The sequence below is a fragment of the Bradyrhizobium sp. CCGB12 genome, from assembly GCF_024199845.1.
GTDB lineage: Bacteria > Pseudomonadota > Alphaproteobacteria > Rhizobiales > Xanthobacteraceae > Bradyrhizobium.
Genome location: NZ_JANADO010000001.1, coordinates 921928 through 936720, shown reverse-complemented (window position 1 = coordinate 936720; position 14793 = coordinate 921928). Strand labels below are relative to the sequence as shown.

Here is a 14793-nt window from a genome sequence, read left to right as displayed (position 1 = left end):
ATGACAACGGACGCGCTCAGTGAAACTCCCACAACGCCGCTTCTATCGGTGCACGCGGTCGAAAAATCCTTTCCGGGCGTGCGGGCGCTGTCCGGAGTCTCGTTCGACGCTGCCAAGGGCGAAGTCCACGCCTTGCTCGGCGAGAACGGCGCCGGCAAGTCAACGCTGATCAAGATCGTTTCCGGCGTATTCCAGCCCGATCGCGGCGAGGTGCTCGTGGACGGCAAGCCGGTCGACCTCGCGCGGCCGGACGATGCAAGGCGCGCAGGCATCGCCACGATCTATCAAGAGCTACTGCTGTTTCCGGAGCTCACCGTCGCCGAAAACGTCTTCATGGGACATGCACCGCGTGCCAGCTTCGGACGGCTCGACTGGCGGGCGATGCGGGAGAGGACGAATGCGCTGCTGGCCTCGCTCGAAATTCACGACCTGCAGGCCGATCGCATCGTCGGCTCACTCAGCGTCGGCAATCGCCAACGCGTCGAAATCCTGCGCGCGCTGTCACAGGACGCTCGCATCCTGATCATGGACGAGCCGACCGCAGCACTGACCGAATACGACGTGACGCGGCTCTTTGATATCGTGCGCAAGCTGAAAGCCCGTGGCGTCGCTGTGATCTATATCAGCCACCGGCTCGACGAGATTTTCGCGATCGCCGATCGGGTCACCGTGCTGCGCGACGGCGCGCGTGTCGCGACCAAGCACGTCGCCGACACGGACACGGCCGAGCTTGTGCAATTGATGGTCGGCCGCAGGATCGAAAGCCTGTTCCCGAAGATCACGGTTTCGATCGGAAAGCCGGTGCTGGAGGTGAAAGACCTCGAACGACGGCCTCTGACGAGGAGCGTCTCGCTCACGGTGCGCGCCGGCGAGATCGTCGGCCTTGCCGGCCTCGTCGGTTCGGGGCGCAGCGAGCTGGCGCAAACCATTTTCGGCGTCACGCCAGCTGATGGCGGCGAAATCCGGATCGCCGGGCAAAGAGTCGACATTCGCTCGCCGGCACAGGCACGGTCCTTGAGCGTCGCCTATGTTCCCGAGGATCGCGGCACACAAGGGCTGGTGCGACCGATGACGGTGCGCGAGAACTTCAGCCTCGCCGCGCTTGGCAAGGTCGCATTCGGCGGCTTCATCGATCGCGGCGCCGAACGCAAGCTCGCCGGCGACGGCGTCAAGCGCTTTGCGGTCAAGGCTAGCTCGCTCGAGCAGATCGCGGGCAAGCTCTCCGGCGGCAATCAGCAGAAGATCGTGCTCGGCAAATGGCTCGCCAATGGGCCGAAGCTTTTGATCCTCGACGAGCCGACGCGCGGCATCGATGTGGGCGCCAAGGCGGAGATCCATCGGCTGATGGGCGAGCTTGCAGCCCAGGGGCTCGCCATCCTGATGATTTCGAGCGAGCTGCCAGAGGTGCTCGGCATGAGCGACCGCGTGCTCGTGATGCGCGAAGGCCGCATCGTTGCCGAATTCCCGCGCGAAGAAGCAACCCAGGAGGCGATTGGCGCAGCCATGATGGGCAGTCATGAAAACGCGGAGAAAGCGGCATGACGGCGGTGACTTTAGCCGGAGCCGAGGCTGATCCGCGGCGGCGGCTGAAGGTGCTTGCCTCGCAGGAGGCCTTGCTCGCGATCGCGGTGATCGTCCTCGCCATCGCCGTTGGCCTTTACAATCCGCGCTTTCTGGCGGCGCGCAATCTTTCCGACGTGCTGCTCGGCAACGCCTATATCGCCGTCGCCGCGGTCGGCATGTCGATGGTGATCATTTCTGGCAACATCGATATTTCCGTCGGCGCTCTGATCGGCGTTTTGGCGACGATCAGCGGCACTCTGGCAGTGAACGGCGCGCCGATCGTGGTTGCCTGGCTAGCCGCGGTCGTCGCCGGCATCCTCGTGATGGCCTTGCAGGGCGCCATCATCGCCTATCTGCGCATTCCGGCGATCGTGGTTACGCTCGGCATGCTGTCGATCCTCAAGGGCGGACTGATCAGCGTCACCGGGGGCAAATGGATCACCGACCTACCCGACAGTTTCCATCTCGCCGATATCGAGCTCTTCGGTGTGCTGCCGTTTCCGGTTTTTCTCATGATCCTGGTGACGATCCTGGCGGCGTTGTGGATGCGCTATTCCGCTTCGGGCCGCGCCATCTACGCGGTCGGTGGCAACGCCGAAGCGGCGCGGCTCTGCGGCATTTCCCGGCCGCGCACAGTCGTGATGGTCTTCGTGCTGCACGGTTTCTTCGCCGGGGCGGCTGCCCTGCTCTACGCGACGCAGCTCCGCGTCATCCAATCGACCGTGCCGCCCAATCTCGAGCTGACCATCATCACCGCCGCGGTCGTCGGAGGCGTCAGCATTCTCGGCGGTGTCGGCACGGTGATCGGCGCGACGCTTGCCGCCGTACTGATCGCCGAGATCGCCAGCGCGCTGGTCTTCATCGACGTCTCGCCCTACTGGATCCGCGCGGTCCAGGGCGTGCTCATCCTCGTGACCGTGATCGCCGACATCCTGCGGCGCCGGCGCATGGCCGGAGCACGGGCGCCATGAGCGAAGTCCCTCTCCGCCACCACGCCAAGCGTGTCGTACCCTGGTGGCTGCTGCGCCACGAGACCATGCTTGCGTTGATTCTGCTCATTGCACTGATCGTGCTCGGGAGCATGAACAATCGCTTCCTTACGCTCGACAATCTGCTCAATCAAGGCAGGCTGACGACCGAGGTCGGGCTGATCGCGCTGCCGATGACCTTCATCATCATCACCGGCGGCATCGATCTCTCGGTCGGCTCGATCGTCGGGCTCTGCGCCATCCTGCTCGGCTATTCCTGGAAGGTTCTCGGCTTTCCCTTGCCTCTGGCGATTTGCTTCTCGTTGCTCGTCGGTGCCGCGGCAGGCTTCCTCAACGGGATCGTCATCACCAGGGTGAAGGTGCCGCCGCTGATCATGACGATCGCGACGCTCGCCCTCTACCGCGGGCTCGCCGAGGGAATCAGCCAGGCGCGTTCGGTGCGTGGCTACCCCGAATGGTTCTACTTCATCGGACAGGAAAACTTCTTCGGCGTGCCGGCGCAGCTCTGGCTCTTGCTGATTGCGATCGTGGTCTCGGCAATCGTTCTTGACCGCACCACTTTCGGCCGAACCCTCTATGCGATCGGCAACAACGAGACCGCCGCGCGCTTTTCCGGCTTGCCGGTCGATCGCGTCAAGCTGATCATCTACACGCTATCGGGCTTGATGGCCGGCCTGTCCGCCTGTGTTCTCGTCTCGCGCGTGACCACGACTCGCTCCGACATGGGGATCGGCTATGAGCTCGACGTGATCGCGGCGGTGGTGCTCGGCGGCACCAGCATATTCGGAGGCGTCGGCACGATCTGGGGCACGGTGATCGGCTTGGCAATGATCCAGCTCTTGAAAAACGGGCTGGCCCTGACCGGTGTCAAGGGCGACGCGACGATCGTGGTCATCGGCACGGTCCTCATCCTTTCAACTCTTGTGGCGAGTGCGCTCCAGCGGCGACGCGAGGGCGTTTGATGGCGTGTCCGGCCGCGGAAAAGCGGCCTCAACATGGGAGGAAAACAAAATGAAACTCGCATTGGCTGCTACATTTCTCGGGGCGACGCTGCTGGCCGGAGCGGCCTCTGCGGCGGACAAGAGATGGGACGGCGCGGACGACCTGCCGGTCAATCCGCTTGCTTGTTCGGCTGGCGAGGCTAACGCCGCGCCCGCGGCCAAGCCTTATGACGGCGGCCGGCCAACCAATGCGGCCGACAAGGCCGGCAAACCGATCACGCTGGTCGACGTACCGAAGCTCATCGGCATCGGTTATTTCAACGCGACGTCGAAAGGCATGCAGGACGCCGCCAAGGCGCTCGGCAATGTCACGGTGAAGACCGACGGCCCGACCGAAGCCAAGATCGACGAGCAGATCAAGTTCATCGACAATTACATCACCAGCGGCGTCGACGGCATTCTCTTCGCCGCCAACGATCCGGTGGCGATCGCGCCGGTCCTGAAGAAGGCCCTGTCGAAGGGCATCCATGTCGTCGGCTATGACGCCAACGCGACGCCGGATGCGCGCGAATGGTTCGTCAACCAGGCCGAGTTCAACGGCATCGCCAAGGCGATGGTCGACTCGATGGCCAAGGAGGCCGGCGAGGACAAGAGCTTCGCGATCGTCACCTCGACCTTCACGACGCCGAACCAGGCACGCTGGATCGCCGAGATGTGGGCCTATGCACAGAAGTGTCATCCCAAGCTGAAATGGCTCGAAACGGTCGAGGCGCAGGAGGACAACAATCTGTCCTTCAACCAGGCGACGACGCTGATCAACAAACATGGCGACAAGCTCGCTGGCCTGTTCGGCATGACCTCAGTCGCGACGCCCGCTTCGGCGGAAGCCGTGACCAAGGCCAAGCTCTGCGGCAAGGTGGCGGTGGTCGGCCTCGCCACCCCCAACGCGATGAAGCCGTATGTCAACGCAGACTGCGTCAAGTCGGTCGTGCTGTGGAATCCGGTCGATCTTGGCTATGCCGCGACCTATGTGATGCGTGCAGTCGTCGACGGCAGCCTGAAGGCCGGTGCGACCTCGGTGGACGCGGGCAAGCTCGGCAAGCTGAACGTGGTCAATGGCAGCGAGATCCTGCTTGGCTCACCCTTCATCTTTACGAAGCAGAACATCAAGGACTTCGACTTCTGATCTGGACTCGTCGCCCGGTCGCGAGACGCGATCGGGCGGCGCACGTTTGGGCCTCCGCTGTCATGGCCGTAACAGGCCGGCCACGACACGATGGTGATGTTGTTTGTCGAGATGTTCCATCTGCCTTGAGCTTGACGATGAGCCAGACGGTCGCAGTCCTTGACATCGGCAAAACCAACGTGAAGCTTGCCTTGTTCGATGACGGCCGGCTTCTCTGGGAAAAGTCGGCGCCCAACTGCATTCGGCCGGGGCCGCCCTATCCGCACGAAGACGTTGAGAACGCGTGGAACTTCTTTCTCGATGCGCTTCGTGAGGCTGCGCACACGCATCAGATCAGTGCGATCGTTCCGACCGCGCATGGCGCAGCCGGCGCCTTGATCGGCGAGAACGCGCTCGCCGCTCCGGTCATGGACTACGAATTCGCGGGCGTGGAGGTGATCGAACCCGATTATGCCAGGCTGCGGCCGCCCTTTTCGGAGAGCCTGTCGCCGAAAGTGCCGGCCGGTCTCAATCTCGGTCGGCAGCTCGCCTATCAGAAATGGTGCTGTTCCGACCTCTTCGCCAAAGCGAGGCATTTCGTCGGCTATCCGCAATATTGGACCTGGCGCCTGAGCGGCGTCGCGGTCTCTGAAGTCACAACACTCGGCGCCCATACCGATCTCTGGGCGCCGCGGCAGGGAGAGGTCTCCAGCCTCGTCAAAGCTCTCGGCGTCAACCACTTGCTGCCGCCGCTGCGCCGCGCTTTCGATCCGCTGGGTCCGATTCGGCCTGAAATTGCGGCCGCAACCGGCCTCGCGCCTGAAACGCAGGTCTTTTGCGGTATTCACGATTCCAACGCCTCACTGCTGCCCTACCTCGTCTCGCGCCAGGCGCCGTTCACCGTGTTGTCGACCGGCACTTGGGTGATCTTGATGTGCGTGGGCCTTTCGCTCGATCAGCTCGATCCTCGCGACGACACGCTCGCCAACGTCGACGCGCTGGGCCGACCAACCGCCTGCGGGCGCTTCATGGGCGGACGCGAATACGCCGTCATCGCGGGCGGCGGTGGCAACCCGGCTCTCGACGCGATCGAGCGCGTCATCGAATCTGGCGCGATTGCTCTACCCTGCTTCTCGGGCCAAGGCGGACCTTATGCGACGACCGAAGGCGTGATCCGTGGCAAAGTCGCAGCGGGCGAACGGACCGCACTGGCGACTCTCTACTGCGCCCTGATGAGCGATTTGATGCTGACGCGCATGGGAGCGATCCGCGGCGATCTCATCGTCGAAGGGACCTTCGCCGGCAACCTTCCCTTCTGCCAGACGCTCGGCGCGTTACGGACGACGCAGCGCGTCTTTGCGGCGCAAGACACCGCAGGCACGGCCCGCGGTGCCGCAATGCTTGCGCATTGGCCCCCCTCTTACCAGATCGCGGAGCCGGCGCCCGTCGATCCGATTTCGATTATCGGCCTTGATTCTTATCGCAAGGCCTGGACGGCAGCAGTCGACATGATCGCTCAGTGAGCCTGACGCCGAACGGGCGGTCAGCTCTCGTGTCGCACGCATCCCCTCTCCTCGCGACCTAACTCTCAAGCCCAGCTAAACTTGTGCGGACAGCTCCAAGCGCGACCGCACACGGCGGCATAGATCTCCGCAGTAGTCGTTTGGCTGGTGATCGAGATAGAGCGCCGGAAAAATCAGGCGACGATCGCCTTTCCTGACGCCTTATCGAACAGATGTGCTCGCTGTAGATCGAGGCCCACGTCAAAGGGCTGATCGGGTTCGGCGGCAACTCCGACCTGCATCTGCGCGGTGAACGGAAAGGCGCCGACAGTGCCGATCACGAGCGTATGCGGTCCCAGCGGCTCTACGTCTTTCACGACCATGCGGATGGAGGTCCCTTGCGGCGCCCCTTGATAGATCACATGGTCGGGTCGCACGCCCAGCACCACCGGCTTGCCGACGCTTCGCGCATACGCCGCCTCGCGGGACTTCGGTAACGTCAACGCCGTGCCCGAAGGCTCAATGAAAACCAGTGCACCGTCCCGGGCGACAATCTCACCATGGATGAAATTCATGCTGGGCGCACCGATGAAGCCTGCGACAAAGAGATTGTTCGGCTTCTCATAGATCGTGATCGGGTCGGCTGCCTGCTCGATCCGGCCGCGGTTCATCACCACGACGCGGTCGGCCATGGTCATGGCCTCGACCTGATCATGCGTCACATAGACGATCGTCTTGGCGAGCCGGCGGTGCAATGCCTTGATTTCGGTACGCATCTCGATCCTGAGCTTGGCGTCGAGATTGGACAGCGGCTCGTCGAACAGGAAGACATCTGGACTGCGCACGATGGCTCGGCCGATCGCCACCCGCTGACGTTGACCGCCCGACAGCTGCTTGGGACGGCGATCCAGGTATTGCTCGAGGTCGAGCACGCGCGCCACGTCCTTGACGGCCTTCGCGATGCTCGCACGGGATTCACCACGCACCTTCATGCCATAGCCGATGTTCTCGCCGACCGTCATGTGCGGGTAGAGCGCATAGTTCTGAAACACCATCGCGCAATTACGCAGGCCCGGACGCAACTGTGTCACATCGTGGTCGCCAATGCGGATCGTCCCGCTGGTAACCGTTTCGAGTCCCGCGATCATCCGCAACGTCGTCGTCTTGCCGCAACCGGACGGCCCGACAAGCACGACAAACTCCTCGTCGGCCACTTTGAGATCGAGCCCCTCGATGATCTTGTAGGGCCCGTATTCCTTGCTGACGTTCTCGATCTCGACGTGCGCCATGAAATCCTGTTTCCGTCTCTGGCCAGCGGCCATAAGGCCCGGATAACGCGCGCGCGTCATCCGGGCAGTCTCAATAGGACGCTATTTCTTCGCGGGCAGCCCCATCGCTGCTCGATAGGCTGCGAGCTGCTTGGCGCGGCCGAATTCGTCGGTCAGGCGATTCCATTCCTTCGCCACCGCGTCGAGTGCGGCCTGCGGTGTGGTCTGACCCGCAACCGCCTTGCCAAGCTCGATCTCGACGACCTCGGTGTACGAGAAATAGCCGGGCAGACGCATGTCGAGCGCGACGTTCTTGGCATTGATGGAGTCCGCCTGCGCACCAAGATATTGCTTGGCTTCCTCTGGCGTGAAGATCTTGCTCCACAGTTGCAGATTAGCGGTGTGCGATTTGCGATAGGGATTGACGCCGCTGCCGCCGGTAATCGCCGCTTGTCCGGACACGTCCGGACTGGTCAAGGTCTTGACGAAGTCCCAGGCCGCCTGCTGGTTCTTGCCAACTTTCGGCACCGCGATCTGCCAGCCGCCGAACGCCATGAACGGCCCCGGCTGAACGGTCGGGAACTTGTCCCACTTCTTGGTCTTGGCGTTCCAGATCTCATCCGAGCCCGGCAGCATTGCCGAGCCGACCTTGCCTGATATCTTGGACTGCTTGGGATCGGCCGCGATCACGCCGGTGTCACCCCAGCCGATCGACTCCGCCACCTGGCCGCCGGCGACGGCCGCGTTGACCTCGCCGAACGAGAAGTTCAGAGCATTGGGAGGACCGAGCTTCGACGCCCTGATGTACTCCTCCAATCCCTTGACCCAACCCGGATTGTTGATCTGGGCGTCCATCGTCTCCGGATCGAAGAACATCGCGCCGGGATAGTTCGGGTTGTTGGTGTAGGCCGCCGCGTGGCTGAAGAAGAACCAGAACTGCTGGCGGCCGCGACGGAAAGCTTCCGCCGTTCCCCACAGCCCCTTGTCCGGACGCTGGAAGAACTCTGCGATGTCGAGATACTGTTTCCAGGTCTTCGGCGGCGCGAGGTCGTAGCCATATTTGGCCTTGAACGCGTCCTTCTCCTTGGGATCGCTGAACAGGTCCATGCGGTAGGTGTAGGTGTGAACGTCGCCGTCCATGGACTGCGAATAGATCTTGCCTTCCCACACCATCAGGCGTTCGCGATAGGCCGGCTCGATATCGTCCCAATCCTTTCCGGACTGCATCTCGTTCGGCATCTCGCTGAGATAGGGAACAAAGTCCGGTAGCCAGGCCGGCGCGAAGCTGACGAGATCGAACGTCGCATCGGATGCCGTGAGCGAGGTCGCTATCTTCGGATAAAGCTCGGACCAGGGAAACTCGACAACGTTGACCTTGCCGCAGGTCTTCTTCGCCCATTCGTCGGCGCCGAGCTTGAGCGCGGATGCGATATACGGTCCAGTTTGCGACGCGACTGTCAGCGTAACGCCGGTATAGTCCGGACTGCAAGCAGCGCTCGCCTGACTCGCGGCACAGGCCGTGGCAATCGAGGTGGCAAGCATCAGGAATGTTCGTCGCAACATGGTTTGTCCTCCCTACGGACGTTTCCTACTTGATGGCTCCGAGCAGCAGGCCTGATCGCATCATGCGACTGAGGAGGCCTGCCATGATCATCATTGGAACGATGGCGACGAGCGCCGCGGCCGAAGTTGCCCACCATTCGTCGCCGCGCTGGCTGTTCTGTCCCGCCACCAGAATCGGAAGCGTCTGCCATCTGGAATTGGTCAGGAAGAGCGCAAACAGGAACTCGTTCCAGACAAAGGCCAGCGTGATCATGAAGGTCGCCAACAATCCATTCATCGACATCGGCACCACGATGCCGAGGAAGATGCGCCAGCTCGGCACGTTGTCGACCATCGCCGCCTCCTCGACCTCGATCGGCACGGCCTCGAAAAAATCGCGCATCAGCCAGACCACGATCGGCAACGAGAACGCCACGTAGCACAGCGTCAGGCCGACGTAGCTGTCGATGAGCTGGAAGCCGAGCCGGCCGATCTCGCTATAGAGGAGATAGAGCGCAAAGGCGGTGACGATCGGCGGGAACATGCGCTGGCTGACGAACCAGAACAGGATGTCCTCATTGCCGAGGATCGGCCCCGGCAGAGACAGACGGTTGGCGACGATCGCAGCGACCAGTGCGATGGGAAACGCCAGCAGCAGCGCCTGCGGGCGGGTGAACCCAAGCGTATTGTTGAAGAGCAGATAGCCGCCCAGTGCGAGCAGGAAGAAGATAAGCCCGGCGCCGAAGCGCACCTTGAATTCGAAACGGACCAGTGCATAGGCCGCCATCGCGCCGATCGCCGTCGCAATCGCTGCCGCGGATATGCCCACGATGGTCGAGTTAAGAAATGTCCGGAAGAATTCGCCGCGGATTCCCTGAACGAGATCGATGAAAGGCTGCAATGTCGGCGTGAAGTCGATGAACGGCAGATAGGTTGGGCCGCCGACGACTCCCGGCGGCGTCTTGAACGCAGTCACGACCACCCAGTAGAGCGGAAACACCGTGATCAGGCACCAGACGAGACAGCCGGCCGCAACCAGGCGCCGGCCCCAGGGTGACAGTCCGGTCAGGCTCCGCCCGCTCATCGGCGCTTCTCCAGATGCGGCCGCAGCAGCGCCAAATAGGTCACGCCGATGATCGTGATTGCGATCAGGAAGAGGAAGCTGAGTGCCGAAGTATAGCCGAGGTTGAACTTCTTGAAGCCCTCCTGATAAGCGAACAGCGTCAGCGTCTCGGTATCGACACCCGGTCCGCCACCGGTCATCACGAAAACGGTGTCCATGATCTTGTAGCTCTCAATCAGCCGGATGAAGACCACCGCGGCCGATATCGGCAGCAACATCGGAAAGGTGATGCCCCAGAACTGCTGCCATGCGCTCGCATTCTCGAGCTCGGCGGCCTCATAGACATCCTCCGGCAGGGTTTGCAGGCCGGCCAGCATCATCAGGACAACGAACGGGGTCCACTGCCAGACCTCGACCGCGATGATGCAGGCAAGCGCCCAATGTCCGTTCGTGAGAAATGGCAGGTTGACCAGGCCGAACTTGGCCAGAAGCTGGTTGAGCGGTCCCATGGTCGGATTGAAGATCATGCGCGCCACGAGGGCGACGGCGACAGGTGCGAGCAGCATCGGCAGCAGCAAGGCGACGCGAAACAGCCGTTCGCCCGGCACGCGCGCATTCAGCGCCAGGGCAACGCCGAATCCGATCGTATATTGCAGCCCAACCGCGATGAAAGCGATCAGCGTCGTCGTAAAGATCGCATTCCAGAATCGGGGTTCCTGCAGAAGGGATAGATAGTTGCCGAACCAGACCACCCGGGGCGGGATTGGCGGAATCAGACGATAGCTGAGAAAGCTTGTGGTGAACGAATAGATGAGCGGAAAGATCGAGATCGCCAGCACGACGAGCACCGCCGGCCATATGAAGACATGCTTGATCGGATCGTTCCGCATCATGGAGGCGATTGCTCCTTCAGCAAGGATTCGATCTCCGCGCGCTGCGGCATCGAAGGCGCGGTCCCGGCTCGCGTCACCGAGATCCCCGCCGTCGCCGAACCGAAGCGCACGGCGTCGAGCGGATCGGCGCCGCCTGCGAGCGCCGCCGCGAAACCGCCGACGAAGGCATCACCAGCACCGGTGGTTTCAACCACCTTGCCGGCAGCAAAGGGCGGCACGTGGAGAGATCGATCCCGCGCGTGGAAGAGCGCTCCGCGTTCGCCAAGTGTGATCAGCGCCGTACCAGCCCCCTTTGCGAGCAGGGCGTCACCGGCACGGCGGGCGGCGGCAAGATCGCCCACGGCGATTCCCGTCAGCCCTTCGGCTTCGGTCTCATTGGGGACGACATAGTCGCAAAGCGCGAACAAGTTGGCGTCAAACTTGATTGCAGGCGCGGGGTTGAACACCGTGATGTTGCCCGCGGCACGCGCGATCTCGAGCCCGCGCCGCGCGGCATCAACCGGCTGCTCGAGCTGCGTCACGAACACACGGCTGGCGCGAATGGCATCAGCCGCCGCGTCGATATCCGCCGGGCTGAGACCGGCAGCCGCGCCCGGCACCACGATGATCGCGTTGTCGCCCCGCGTCTCATGGACATAGATAAACGCTGCGCCGGTCGACGCGTCGGCGGTCTTGGCAACGCACGGCCGGATTCCCTCGGCCTCCCAGGTCTTGATCGCAAGCTCGCCGAAAGCATCGCTGCCGATCCGGGAGATGAAGGTCACGTCAGCACCGGCACGCGCGGCCGCCACAGCCTGGTTCGATCCCTTACCGCCCGGCCCCATGGCGAATCCCGATCCGGCGATGGTTTCGCCGATTGCAGGCATGTTGCCGGCGCGGAAGGCCAGATCGACCACAAAGACACCAAGGATGGTGACGCCCTTCCTGCTCATGGTCATCACTCTCCGTCCGGCGCGATGACGCCCTTGCTGAACAGGAAGCAGCCATAGAAGCGGCGCTCACCAGTTGCGATCACGCAATAGGCTGCCTTGGCCTTTTCATAGAAGGCGTGGCGTTCGACGCCGACGAGCGGCCAGGATCGTCCCTCCGCGCGATCGATCGCGACTTGCACCTCGCGCTGGACCGCAGGGACTTCCTGAGGCTGGCCCACGATCTCCATGCGGATCGCCGCGTCGTCGACGAATGTATCGAGAGGCAGCACCGAGAGAATGGCTTCGACCGCCTTGGCGGCACTGACATTGTCAATGCGCAGCAGCCGACCAAGAACCGTCTGGCGTGCGATGGAGTCAGCGGGAAAATTGGTGTCGCAAACGACCAGACGATCGCCGTGCCCCATGGCGCGCAGTGCATAGAGCACATCGGCATTGAGCAGTGGATCGATGCTCTTGAGCATTGTCTCCTCCATTTCTTCGAAATCGTCCGAACTCTGCCGGTCCGGATCTTCGCTGATGTTACCGTCAGGTGGCTTCACTAATCGCCATAGGGAATCCAGATGTTCTTCACCTGCACGGCGTGGCGGAGCAGGATCGGGCCCTCACAGGCATTCGTATCGTACCAATCGAGCAGCAGCCCATGGTCGACGAATGTGCGCTTGAGATTGCCTGTCGACAGCCGTTCCGCTGATGCCGAAGCCTCCCGCGAGCCGAACACCCAGAATGCGTCGACATCGTCATGCTCAGCAAGGACCCTGACCAGATCGTCGCGGCTGCCTGTAACGATATTGACGACGCCCGCCGGCACATCCGACGTCTCCAGCACCTGGTAGAAATCGGTTGCAGCGAGCGGATGCCGCTCGCTTGGTACGGCGACGACCCTGTTGCCCATCGCAATCAACGGCGCGACCAGACTGACGAAGCCAAGCAGCGGTGCCTCATCGGGACAGGCAACACCGACCACGCCGATCGGCTCGTGCATCGCAAGCGCAACGCCGCGCAGCGGCGGCGTGTGAACGGTCCCCTCAAACTTGTCAGCCCAGGCCCCATAACTGAACAGCCGCTCGATGCTTGCGTCGACCTCCGCGCGCGCCTTCGTGCCTGACACACCCGTCATGTCGGCGATGCGCCCGGCGAACTCGTCCCCTCGCGCGGACAGATTCTCGGCAAGATAATAGAGAATTTGGGCACGATTATGCGTCGTCGCCCGGGCCCACGGCTCGGCCGCGCGCGCGGCAGCAACGGCATTGCGAATGTCCTTGCGGTTGCCCTCACCCGCCTCGCCGAGTTGCCGGCCCTTGGGCGACAGTACGGCGCGCGCATAATTGCCGTCGGAGCGGACCTGCTTGCCGCCGACGAACAGTTTGGCTGTCCGATCGATCGGCGGCACGCCGAACCCGGCGCCATCGGCCGATACGGCCGCCGGCGACGACGCCGTGACCCGTGCCTTTCGCCCGTTCCACGCCCGGGGCTTGAGATATTCGTACATGCCTTCTCGGCCGCCTTCGCGACCGAAACCGGACTCGCGATAGCCGCCAAAGCCGACGCCGGCGTCAAACAGATTGGTCGCGTTCACCCAGACCACGCCGGCCAGCAATTTGGGCGCGATATCGAGTGCCAGTCCAATCGTCTCGCTCCACACGCTGGCCGCCAAGCCGTAGCGTGAATTGTTGGCGAGCATCACGGCCTCGTCGGGCGTGCGGAACGTCATCGCCACCAGCACCGGGCCGAAGATCTCTTCGATCGCAACGGTCGAGGATGGATGCACATTCCAAAGCAGCGTCGGCGGGTAGAAGCATCCCTCTGCGGGAATTTCGACAGGAGCCTGATATTTCTCGGCGCCTTCTCTCACTCCGGTCTCGACCAGTGCTTTGATCCGCTCAAGTTGCACAGGAGCTACCACGGCCCCCATGTCGATCGCCTTGTCGAGCGGCATGCCGACGCGTAAACTTTCCATGCGGCGGATCAAACGTCTGCGGAAGGTTTCCGCGATCCCTTCCTGCAGGAGCAGCCGCGAGCCGGCGCAGCAGACCTGGCCCTGGTTGAACCAGATGGCATCGACGACGCCCTCCACGGCACCATCAATATCAGCATCGTCGAACACGATGAAGGGCGATTTGCCGCCGAGCTCCAGCGTCAGCGATTTGCCCGAGCCGGCGGTCGATTGACGGATCAGTCGTCCGACCTCGGTCGACCCCGTGAAGGCGATCTTGTCTACTCCCGGATGCTCGACAAGCAGCGCGCCCGTGGCGCCATCGCCCGTAATCACATTCAAGACGCCCGGCGGTAGGCCCGCCTCCGCTGCAAGTTCGGCAAACAGCAAGGCCGTCAGCGACGTGAACTCCGCGGGTTTCAGCACCACTGTGTTGCCGGCCGCGAGCGCGGGGGCGATCTTCCACGCCAGCATCAGCAGCGGGAAATTCCATGGGATGATCTGCCCGATCACTCCGATCGGCACCTGATCGGTAAACTCGCGGTCCTGCAATTGGGCCCAGCCGGCGTGATGCAGGAAATGGCGCGCCGCCAGTGGCACGTCGAGATCACGGGTTTCCCTGATCGGCTTGCCGTTGTCGATCGCCTCCAGCACGGCAAAAAGGCGGGCGTGACGCTGCAGCATGCGCGTCAATGCGTAGAGATGGCGCGCGCGGCCGTGACCGCCGAGCTTCACCCAGAGCGGCTGCGCAGTGCGCGCGGCGTTCACGGCCGCCTCGACGTCGGCCGCCGAGCCCTGGCCAATCTGGGCGAGCGCCTTGCCGGTGGCGGGCTCGATCGTCGTGAGATGCTTGCCGGCCTCAGGCGTAACGAACTTGCCGCCGATGAAGTGCCCGAACAGCGCACCATGGCGCTTGAGCCAAGCACGCGCTTCGCCGTCAGCTTCGGGAGCCGGACCGTATTCCATGGTCTCGTAGTAATGTGCGACGCTCATCGCCGGAGT

General features: G+C 62.9%; 12 protein-coding genes. 5 read left to right on the top strand and 7 right to left on the bottom strand.

What is annotated here, in order from left to right:
- From NLM27_RS04335 to NLM27_RS04315, 5 genes are all read left to right on the top strand, one after another.
- Nucleotides 1–1542 carry a sugar ABC transporter ATP-binding protein gene (locus tag NLM27_RS04335; RefSeq protein WP_254142169.1) on the top strand — a complete coding sequence of 514 codons (1542 nt, stop codon included), beginning with the start codon at nucleotides 1–3 and terminating at the stop codon, nucleotides 1540–1542.
- Nucleotides 1539–2534: an ABC transporter permease gene (locus NLM27_RS04330; protein WP_254142168.1), complete on the top strand. Its 996-nt coding sequence runs from the start codon at nucleotides 1539–1541 to the stop codon at nucleotides 2532–2534. Before NLM27_RS04335 ends, NLM27_RS04330 begins: the two co-directional genes overlap by 4 nt.
- Nucleotides 2531–3514: an ABC transporter permease gene (locus NLM27_RS04325; RefSeq protein WP_254142167.1), complete on the top strand. Its 984-nt coding sequence runs from the start codon at nucleotides 2531–2533 to the stop codon at nucleotides 3512–3514. The genes NLM27_RS04330 and NLM27_RS04325 overlap by 4 nt, the downstream gene beginning before the upstream one ends.
- Before the next feature lie 49 nt (nucleotides 3515–3563).
- Nucleotides 3564–4679 (top strand): substrate-binding domain-containing protein, encoded by a 1116-nt coding sequence (locus NLM27_RS04320; RefSeq protein ID WP_254142166.1) that lies wholly within the window; start codon nucleotides 3564–3566, stop codon nucleotides 4677–4679.
- Nucleotides 4680–4816: 137 nt separating this feature from the next.
- Nucleotides 4817–6181, top strand: coding sequence for an FGGY-family carbohydrate kinase (locus NLM27_RS04315; RefSeq protein WP_254142165.1), 1365 nt, complete (start codon nucleotides 4817–4819; stop codon nucleotides 6179–6181).
- 173 nt (nucleotides 6182–6354) lie between these two features.
- Here NLM27_RS04315 and NLM27_RS04310 read toward each other — a convergent pair whose 3' ends face one another.
- From NLM27_RS04310 to NLM27_RS04280, 7 genes are all read right to left on the bottom strand, one after another.
- Entirely contained in the window at nucleotides 6355–7449 is a 1095-nt protein-coding gene (locus NLM27_RS04310; RefSeq protein WP_254148747.1) for an ABC transporter ATP-binding protein, read from the bottom strand.
- 81 nt (nucleotides 7450–7530) lie between these two features.
- Complete coding sequence (locus tag NLM27_RS04305; protein WP_254142164.1) at nucleotides 7531–8991, bottom strand: extracellular solute-binding protein; 1461 nt, start codon at nucleotides 8989–8991, stop codon at nucleotides 7531–7533.
- 25 nt (nucleotides 8992–9016) lie between these two features.
- On the bottom strand, nucleotides 9017–10054 hold the full coding sequence (locus NLM27_RS04300; protein WP_254142163.1) for a carbohydrate ABC transporter permease: 1038 nt from the start codon (nucleotides 10052–10054) through the stop codon (nucleotides 9017–9019).
- A complete protein-coding gene (locus tag NLM27_RS04295) occupies nucleotides 10051–10926 on the bottom strand; it encodes a carbohydrate ABC transporter permease (protein WP_254142162.1) in 876 nt (291 codons plus the stop codon). The genes NLM27_RS04300 and NLM27_RS04295 overlap by 4 nt, the downstream gene beginning before the upstream one ends.
- The gene (gene rbsK, locus NLM27_RS04290) at nucleotides 10923–11858 is read right to left on the bottom strand and encodes a ribokinase (RefSeq protein ID WP_254142161.1); all 936 of its coding nucleotides are present in this window, start codon (nucleotides 11856–11858) and stop codon (nucleotides 10923–10925) included. Before rbsK ends, NLM27_RS04295 begins: the two co-directional genes overlap by 4 nt.
- A gap of 5 nt (nucleotides 11859–11863) precedes the next feature.
- Nucleotides 11864–12319 carry an RbsD/FucU family protein gene (locus tag NLM27_RS04285; RefSeq protein ID WP_254142160.1) on the bottom strand — a complete coding sequence of 152 codons (456 nt, stop codon included), beginning with the start codon at nucleotides 12317–12319 and terminating at the stop codon, nucleotides 11864–11866.
- Nucleotides 12320–12396: 77 nt separating this feature from the next.
- Nucleotides 12397–14784 carry an aldehyde dehydrogenase family protein gene (locus tag NLM27_RS04280; RefSeq protein WP_254142159.1) on the bottom strand — a complete coding sequence of 796 codons (2388 nt, stop codon included), beginning with the start codon at nucleotides 14782–14784 and terminating at the stop codon, nucleotides 12397–12399.
- Nucleotides 14785–14793 lie beyond the last annotated feature (9 nt).

Bases quoted from the DNA above. Each gene is read 5' to 3' on its own strand.
- NLM27_RS04320 (WP_254142166.1), top strand. From the start codon at position 3,564: ATGAAACTCGCATTGGCTGCTACATTTCTCGGGGCGACGCTGCTGGCC.
- NLM27_RS04335 (WP_254142169.1), top strand. From the start codon at position 1: ATGACAACGGACGCGCTCAGTGAAACTCCCACAACGCCGCTTCTATCG.
- NLM27_RS04315 (WP_254142165.1), top strand. From the start codon at position 4,817: ATGAGCCAGACGGTCGCAGTCCTTGACATCGGCAAAACCAACGTGAAG.
- NLM27_RS04325 (WP_254142167.1), top strand. From the start codon at position 2,531: ATGAGCGAAGTCCCTCTCCGCCACCACGCCAAGCGTGTCGTACCCTGG.
- NLM27_RS04305 (WP_254142164.1), bottom strand. From the start codon at position 8,991: ATGTTGCGACGAACATTCCTGATGCTTGCCACCTCGATTGCCACGGCC.
- NLM27_RS04310 (WP_254148747.1), bottom strand. From the start codon at position 7,449: ATGGCGCACGTCGAGATCGAGAACGTCAGCAAGGAATACGGGCCCTAC.
- rbsK (WP_254142161.1), bottom strand. From the start codon at position 11,858: ATGAGCAGGAAGGGCGTCACCATCCTTGGTGTCTTTGTGGTCGATCTG.
- NLM27_RS04330 (WP_254142168.1), top strand. From the start codon at position 1,539: ATGACGGCGGTGACTTTAGCCGGAGCCGAGGCTGATCCGCGGCGGCGG.
- NLM27_RS04285 (WP_254142160.1), bottom strand. From the start codon at position 12,319: ATGCTCAAGAGCATCGATCCACTGCTCAATGCCGATGTGCTCTATGCA.
- NLM27_RS04300 (WP_254142163.1), bottom strand. From the start codon at position 10,054: ATGAGCGGGCGGAGCCTGACCGGACTGTCACCCTGGGGCCGGCGCCTG.
- NLM27_RS04280 (WP_254142159.1), bottom strand. From the start codon at position 14,784: ATGAGCGTCGCACATTACTACGAGACCATGGAATACGGTCCGGCTCCC.
- NLM27_RS04295 (WP_254142162.1), bottom strand. From the start codon at position 10,926: ATGATGCGGAACGATCCGATCAAGCATGTCTTCATATGGCCGGCGGTG.